General features: G+C 52.3%; 8 protein-coding genes. All 8 read right to left on the bottom strand.

All coding sequences use genetic code 11. From position 1 onward, the window contains the following. The coding region (locus tag QVO66_RS12875; RefSeq protein WP_288172889.1) for a Mur ligase family protein at nt 1–528 on the bottom strand (528 nt) is incomplete at its 3' end. 10 nt (nt 529–538) lie between these two features. After that, nucleotides 539–1,810, bottom strand: a complete 1,272-nt coding sequence (locus QVO66_RS12870; protein WP_021855909.1) for a phospho-N-acetylmuramoyl-pentapeptide-transferase — start codon at nt 1,808–1,810, stop codon at nt 539–541. An 18-nt stretch (nt 1,811–1,828) separates the two neighbouring features. After that, on the bottom strand, nt 1,829–3,289 hold the full coding sequence (locus tag QVO66_RS12865) for a UDP-N-acetylmuramoyl-L-alanyl-D-glutamate--2,6-diaminopimelate ligase (protein WP_021855908.1): 1,461 nt from the start codon (nt 3,287–3,289) through the stop codon (nt 1,829–1,831). Between the two features lie 13 nt (nt 3,290–3,302). Continuing rightward, the gene (locus QVO66_RS12860; RefSeq protein WP_021855907.1) at nt 3,303–5,459 is read right to left on the bottom strand and encodes a penicillin-binding protein; all 2,157 of its coding nucleotides are present in this window, start codon (nt 5,457–5,459) and stop codon (nt 3,303–3,305) included. After that, nucleotides 5,449–5,922, bottom strand: coding sequence for an FtsL-like putative cell division protein (locus QVO66_RS12855; RefSeq protein WP_021855906.1), 474 nt, complete (start codon nt 5,920–5,922; stop codon nt 5,449–5,451). Before QVO66_RS12855 ends, QVO66_RS12860 begins: the two co-directional genes overlap by 11 nt. Next, entirely contained in the window at nt 5,915–6,835 is a 921-nt protein-coding gene (rsmH, locus tag QVO66_RS12850) for a 16S rRNA (cytosine(1402)-N(4))-methyltransferase RsmH (RefSeq protein WP_021855905.1), read from the bottom strand. Before rsmH ends, QVO66_RS12855 begins: the two co-directional genes overlap by 8 nt. A gap of 60 nt (nt 6,836–6,895) precedes the next feature. Continuing rightward, nucleotides 6,896–7,363, bottom strand: coding sequence for a division/cell wall cluster transcriptional repressor MraZ (gene mraZ, locus QVO66_RS12845; protein WP_021855904.1), 468 nt, complete (start codon nt 7,361–7,363; stop codon nt 6,896–6,898). 230 nt (nt 7,364–7,593) lie between these two features. Beyond that, nucleotides 7,594–7,900: hypothetical protein (locus tag QVO66_RS12840; protein ID WP_441295439.1), on the bottom strand; the 307-nt coding region annotated here is incomplete at its 5' end.

The raw sequence follows: 7,900 nt of genomic DNA, 5'->3' as shown, positions 1-7,900 counted from the left end.
CAGCAGGATGGCTATGTTGGCGCGGAAGTCGTACATGTTGTCGAGCTGGAATGAACTGAGCTCGATGACATAATAGTCGTGCGGCGTCTCGGCCACCTGCAGTGCGAGACTGTTGCCTATGTTTCCGGCCAGGCCCACGTCGTAGCCTGCGCTCTTGAAGATATGATATATCAGTGATGTAGTGGTTGTCTTGCCGTTGCTTCCCGTTATGCAGATCATCTTTGAGTCGGTGTAGCGGCCTGCAAACTCAATCTCGCTGATGAGGTGGATGCCCTTTGCCACGCATTTCTTTATCATCGGGGCGTCTGAAGGGATGCCCGGACTCTTGATAATCTCGTCGGCGTTTAGGATGAGTTCCTCCGTGTGGTGTCCCTCTTCCCATTCTATGCCGTGGCTGTTGAGCATGTCCTTGTATCTGTCCTTGATGGACGACATGTCAGAAACGAAGACGTCGAAGCCTTCTTTCTTTGCCAGTACGGCGGCTCCGGCACCGCTCTCACCGGCTCCTAATATAACGATTCTTTTCATACTCGTCTGTTTATCTTATTTTCAGTGTAATGATTGTGAGTGCCGCAAGGATGATGGTGACAATCCAGAAGCGTATGGTTATCTTCGACTCGTGCACCGCTCCTTTGGGCTTTTTGAATAGATACTTAATCTCCGGGTCGAGCTGCTCTTGCTGCGTGCGGAAGGTGTCGTGCAGCGGCGCGCGCTTGAACATGCGCTGCTTTACGCCCTTGCGGGTGCCCATTTTGGCATACCACACCTGCATTATCACGCTGAGGCTTTCGACGAAGAAGATTCCACAGAGTATAGGCAGCATCAGCTCCTTGTGTATGATGATGGCACACACGGCAATGATACCGCCGATGGTCAGCGAACCGGTGTCGCCCATGAATATCTGCGCCGGATAGGCGTTGTACCACAGGAAACCGATAAGCGCACCGATGAAGGCACATAGGAACACCACAAGCTCCTGTGAGCCCGGGATGTACATGATGTTGAGGTAGGCGGCATATTCGATGTGACTGCTCACATAGGCAAATATGCCCAGCACCACGCCTATTATGGCCGAGTTGCCGGCACACATGCCGTCCATTCCGTCGTTGAGGTTGGCACCGTTTGACACGGCTGTTACAACGAATATGGTCATCACCACGAACAGTATCCATCCTGCAGCAGTCTTGTACTTGCCGCAGAAGCTCATGATGTTGGCGTAGTCGAGGTTATGCCCTTTGACGAAGGGTATTGTTGTCTTCAGCGACTTGGTGGCCTCGGGCCTGTGCTTCACTACGACTTCCTTGCCATCCTGCTTCTCGATGGCCAGGTTCTCGTTTATCTTGGCGTCAGGACTGAACCATAGCACCAGTCCCACGATGAGGCCGATGCTTATCTGTCCGATAATCTTGAAGCGTCCGGGCAGTCCTTCCTTGTTGTGGCGGAATATCTTGATGTAGTCGTCGAGACCGCCGAGGAATCCGAGCCACAGCGTGGTTATTATCATCAGGATGATGTAGATGTTGCGCATGCGGCCTAGCAGCAGCACGGGCACGAGGATGGCCACGATGATGATGATGCCGCCCATAGACGGCACACCTATCTTCTTTACGCCGAAGGGGTCTATCTTGGCGTCGCGCTGGGTTTCGGTTATCTGCTTGCTCTTCAGATACTTGATAAACTTTTCGCCGAACCATGCTGATATTACCAGCGCAAGGATGAGCGCCAGCAGCGCGCGGAACGAGATGTAGCCCCACACGTGAGCTCCCGGAATGCCAAACTGCTCAAGGAAACGGAATAAATAGTATAACATTATCTTTAAGTTTGGGGGTTATGCTTTCTGATTTTCAAATATGTCTCGGATTATCTCCTTGTCGTCGAAGTGATGTTTCACACCTTTAATCTCCTGATAGTCCTCATGTCCCTTGCCGGCAACGAGTATCACGTCGCCCTTCTGTGCCAGCATGCACGCCGTGCGTATGGCCTCCTTGCGGTCTACGATGCTCACCACCTTGGTCATCTGCTGCTGAGTAAGTCCGGCCAGCATGTCGTTGATGATGTCCTGCGGGTCCTCAAAGCGCGGATTGTCGCTTGTTATGATAACCTTGTCGCTCTGCTTTACGGCCTCCTGAGCCATAATCGGGCGCTTGCCCTTGTCGCGGTTGCCGCCGGCTCCGCACACGGTTATCACGTGTCCCTTGCCGTTGAGCACCTCGTGTATTGCCTTTAATACATTCTCAAGGGCGTCGGGTGTGTGGGCATAGTCTACTATTGCTGTATATCCCAGAGGTGAGTGAACCGGATCGAGACGGCCGCTGACGCTCTTCAGCGTGCTCATGGCTATGAGTATGTTCTCCGGACTCTGTCCGAGCATCACGGCTGCACCGTAAACGGCGAGTAGGTTGCTGACGTTGAACTTGCCGATAAACTGCACTCCAACCTCGCGTCCGTCAATCTCGAGATACATTCCGCCGAAGTGACATTCAAGTATCTTAGCCTTAAAGTCGGCCATGCTTCTGACAGAATATGTCTTAACCTTAGCCTTGGTGTTCTGCACCATCACCATGCCGTTCTTGTCGTCGGCGTTGGTTATGGCGAAAGCTGTCTTTGGCAGACCGTCGAAGAAGGCCTTCTTAGCGTCGCGGTAGTTCTCGAAAGTCTTGTGATAGTCGAGATGGTCGCGTGTAAGGTTGGTGAATATACCGCCTGTGAAGTTGAGTCCGCCTATGCGCTTCTGTGCTATTGCGTGAGAGCTGCACTCCATGAAGGCATACTCGCATCCTGCATCAACCATACGGCTGAGCAGCGCGTTGAGCTCGATAGGGTCGGGGGTGGTGTGGTCGGCAGGAATCTTCTCTTCCTCGATATAGTTGCACACCGTAGACAGCAGTCCGCACTTGTAGCCAAGCTTGCGGAACATGTTGTAGAGCAGGGTGGCAATGGTTGTCTTGCCGTTGGTGCCGGTAACGCCCACCAGCTTGAGCTTTCTCGACGGGTCGCCGTAGAATTGTGTGGCAACCTTTCCGACGGTGTCTTCAGTAGAACTTACCTGAACGTAGGTTACGCCTTCGGCAACCTCTGCCGGCATGTCCTCGCAGAGTATTGCGGCTGCTCCCTGAGCCACGGCTTTGCCGATGAATGTATGGCCGTCTACCTGTGTGCCCTTCATGGCTACGAACAGATGGCCTTCGGCTACGCGGCGCGAGTCGATGTCCACGCCTTTTATTTCTATGTCTGTGCTTCCGGTTATGTTAACCGTGTCAATGTTCTTTATCAGTTCACTTAGTGTCATATCTTTATTGTTTTTATATTTCGAGTTTTAGTGAGCATACCTCACCTTTCTTTATTATATGTCCTGCAGGCAGACTCTGCTGCGTTACCTTCCCGCGGCCGCTGAGCCTTACTTTTACGCCTCGGCTCTCGAGGATGTACACGGCGTCGCGTGCACCCATGCCTATTACGTCGGGCACTATCTTGGTTTCATAGTGAGGCCCTCTGGTGAGCATCACCGATGATGCCTCTCTCTTAGCGCTTCCCCATATAGGATTGCCGTTGGCATAGCTTCCGCTCCAGTTCTTGTTGGTGCTGATGCCGAGATGGCTGAGCACATAGTCGGCAGCAAGGATGTTGCCGCTCTTTACGTCGGGCATGAGTATAGAGAGCGAGTCGCGTGCGTCTTCAACACTCAGCTTCAGACTTTGTGCCATGATGCCTTCGGCTATGTTGTGGAACACCAGACCGCTCATGCCGCCGCCCGATGCGGGGAGGCCCGATTTCTGTATGCATACGATGCAGCTGTAGCGCGGATCGTCGGCAGGGAAGTAGCCGGCAAAGCTGAGCAGATAGTTTACCTTGCCCGACTTGTAGCCTCCGGCGCCTTTAGATATCTGTGCCGTACCTGTCTTGCCGGCCACCTTGAACGATGTAGAACCGGCACGCTTGCCGAGGCCCTGGCTTACCACGTGCTCAAGTATGGTCTGTATCTCGCGCAGCGTCTTCTCCTTGCAGATGCGCGCCTTTATCACTTCTGGCGGAAACTCGGCTATCACCTCGCCGTCTTTTACAATCTGCTTTACGAAGCGCGGGCGCATCATTGTTCCGTTGTTGGCTATGGCATTATAGAATGTGAGCGTAGATATCGGCGGCACCTGAGTTTCGTAGCCGATGCTCATCCACGGCAGCGCCGTCTTGCTCCAGTTGACATACTGGCCCTTGCCGTTCTTCTTCGGCATGCGAATTTTCGGTGCTGCGTATCCGACAATCGGAAGATGCAGGTCGGTGCGCAGGCCGAGACGGTCGATGCCTTCAACAAACTTCTCCGGTTTGTCATGATAGAACTTGTCTATTATCCGGCTTACGCCGATGTTAGAACTGTATTCGAGTGTTTGCGGCAGCGTCAGCATCTGATAGCCTCCGCGGTGCCAGTTGTGGTCGCGCATCTTGGCTCCGTACATGTCCCATATACCATTGCCTGTGTCCACCTTGTATGTAGTGTCAACCACTCCGTCGTCGAGCGCAACCATTATTGATGCCGTCTTGAACACCGAGCCCGGCTCGAGCAGGTCTGACACGGCGCTGTTCTTTATCTCGCGGTATTCGCCGTCGGCACATTTCGTCATGTTCACGATGGCCTTCACGTCGCCCGTCTTAACCTCCATGACGATGGCCACGCCCACGTTGCCGTTGATCTCTTTCAGCTCGTCTATAAGCGCGCGCTCGGCAAGGTCTTGCATGCCCACGTCTATTGTGGTTACGATGTCGGCGCCGTTGACAGGCTCGCGCGTGGTGATGCTAAGATACTTGTTCATCACCTTCCTGCGGCTTATTTTTCCCATCTTTCCGCGCAGAATGGTGTCGTAATATAGCTCAAGTCCGCAACGTGCCGAGTCCTTGTCGCCATACATGTCGCCAACAGTTCTCTGTGCCAGCGAGCCGAACGGACGCTGACGTGCGTTGTATGTCTCTACATGGAATCCGCTCTTATATTTAGAGAGGTTGAACACCGGCAGTTTCTTAACCTCGGAATATACGTCGTAGCTTACGCGGTATTTCCATATAGGCCAGTGCTGGCTCTTCTTCTTGCGTCCCTTCTCGAGGTCTTCCTTAAACTTGGCTGCCGATTTCTCGGGGAATATCTCGTGCAGGCCCATGCAGATGCTGTCGAGTTTCACCTGCCACAGCGAGTCTTTCTCTTCGCCGCCGGCCTTAAAGTCCATAAACAGGCGGTATTCGGGCAGCGAGCTTGCCATGAGGCGGCCGTCGCAGCTGAGGATGTTGCCTCTTACGGGCTTCATGTCAACGCTGTCTTTCTTCAGTCGTGAAGCCACTTTCAGCCAATAGTCGCGCTCCACGGTGGCAATGCACATGGCCTTGCCTATGATTATTATTCCAATCACAACCATCACGTAGGCTATGATCTTATATCTCGGAATTATCTTTTTTCTGTCGAACTTATTGCTCATTTTCGGGTACGTTTATTATGTAAGGTGGTTGATTGGCTATGTGCAGTATGCTGTCTTTGTTGTTCTTCAGCATCTCCAGCACATTGCTCTCGCGGCACATCTCGGTCAGCTCGCTCGAGCTTGCCAGTGCCTTGAATTTTGCATCTTTAAGTTGCTCGTTCAGCTCGTTTATCTCGAGCATGTCTTTCTGGCAGCTGTATCTGTTGGACACATATACCAGCGTGAAGGCTGCTATGAGCACTATCACCCAAATCTGTTTTTTCAGCATCTCGGTAGACAGGAAGTCGCCTCCGAGAATCTTGCGCAGCGTAAAGTTGGCCGACTGAGGCCTTTCTTCCTCTATGGCCTGCTCTCTCATCACTTGTTTAAACAGTGACGGTTTCTCCTCATTCTCGTTTTTTCCGGGGCCGTCGTCACCGGCCACTCCTTTCATCTTCTTTTCCAAATCTTCTTTTTCAGTCATCTTTCTTTTCAGCTATTCTAAGTTTTGCACTTCGGCTTCTCGGGTTGTTTGCCAGCTCCTCGTCGTCCGGCGTTATCACTTTGTTGTTTATGAGGGTGAATGGCGTCTCTATCCGTCCGAAGAAGTCTTGCTTCATCTTCCCCTCAGGGTTGCCTGTCTTCATCACGTTTTTCACGATGCGGTCTTCCAGACTGTGATATGTTATCACCGACAGTCTGCCGCCGGGCCTAAGCAGCTCCGTTGCCGACCTTAGCATCTCCTTCAGGGCTGTCATCTCGTTGTTTACCTCTATGCGCAGGGCCTGAAAGAGTTTTGCCATGTCTTTCTTTTCGCGCTCACGCCTGAACAGGCTTTCCACGGCGCCTATAAAGTCTTGTGTGGTCTCTATCTTGTGTGCAGCGCGTGCCTTCACCAGCGCAGCGGCTATCTTTCTCGAGTTTTTCAGTTCGCCGTACAGGTAGAAAATGTCTGCCAGGCGCTCCTCGTCGTATGTGTTCACCACGTCGGCCGCCGTTGTGCCGTCGCGCTTGTTCATGCGCATGTCGAGCGGGGCGTCGAAGCGGAACGAGAATCCGCGTGACTCGTCGTCGAAGTGGTGGCTCGACACGCCGAGGTCGGCCAGCAGGCCGTCTATGTGGTCGACGCCGTAATAGCGCATCCAGTTTTTCAGATACCTGAAGTTGCTCCTAACGAAAGTCAGACGATTGTCGTTTATGATGTTCTTTTCGGCGTCGGCGTCCTGGTCGAAACTGTACAGATGTCCGTCGGCGTCGAGACGCGACAGAATTTCGCGGCTGTGTCCGCCGCCTCCGAAGGTTACGTCAACATAGATGCCGGCCGAACCTATGTTCAGACCGTCGACGCTGTCTTTCATCAAGACAGGAATGTGGTATGTCTTTGCGGTGGTCACCATTTGCGTTATATTTGAGTGATGATTAGTTGAGTTACAAAAAAGATCCCTTGGCTGCATGCATCATACGGTCTGTCCGCCGTTGATGTCCTGTTTCATTATCTCTTCGAGCGACGCGCCAAACTCCTCCGGCTCCATGAAAGGCTTGTCGGCGTTGTCGCGGCTCCATATCTCTATGGTGTCGTCCATGCCGATAAACTTTATCTCCTGGCTTATGCCTGCCATCTTAAGGTAGCGCTTGGGGATAAGAAAACGCCCGTTGGCGTCGAGCGAAACGATTTCTGCGTCGGCCACAAACTGGCGGAATATCTGCTGATGCCTGCTGTCCCAGCGGTTAAGACGCGAACGCAGGGCCTCGGTCTGACGGTTCCATACGGATGCGGGATAAAGCACGAGGCAGGGCTGAAACACGTCCTTGCGCATGACGAGATATTCCTCATAAGAGTCTTGTAGCTCTTTGCGGAATATCGCCGGCAAAAAGGCACGTCCCTTTACGTCGGTCTTGGCTTCTATACTTCCCAAAAATCGCATGCGTACATCTATAATAGGAATCCGGTGCCAAAGGTAAGTATTTTCCTCCACAATTCACCACAATTCACCACAAAAATGCAAATTTAATATGTTAAAGTCAATAATGCCTCCACATCAACTGCCATAACGGCATTATTTGCGCTTTAAGGAGCATGAGCTGATATAGCCGTTCGGGCATGTCTGATGCCTGTTTCGGCATTTCATTTCTGTGGCATTTCTAATTGTTATTTTCACCTTTTTCCTTCTTCTTGAGTCTGTGGCGCATGGTTCTGACGGCTCCTTGAGATATGCCCATAATGCGTGCCGTGTCTGCTGCGTCCATGCCTATGGCTGATAGAAGCAGGAAAAACGTGGCATAGGCAGTTAGCTTTGTGTGGGGTTTCCTTCTTCTTGAGTCTGTGGCGCATGGTTCTGACGGCTCCTTGCGATATGCCCATAATGCGTGCCGTGTTTGCTGCGTCCATGCCTGTGGCTGATAGAAGCAGGAAAAATGTGGCATAAGCAGTTAGCTTTGTGTGGGTTTCCTCTATCATTCTC

Source organism: Prevotella sp. CAG:255, assembly GCF_000431195.1.
Classification (GTDB): Bacteria; Bacteroidota; Bacteroidia; order Bacteroidales; family Bacteroidaceae; genus Prevotella; species Prevotella rara.
The sequence above is the reverse complement of the archived record's forward strand: the minus strand, read 5'-3'. Positions and strand labels throughout refer to the sequence as shown.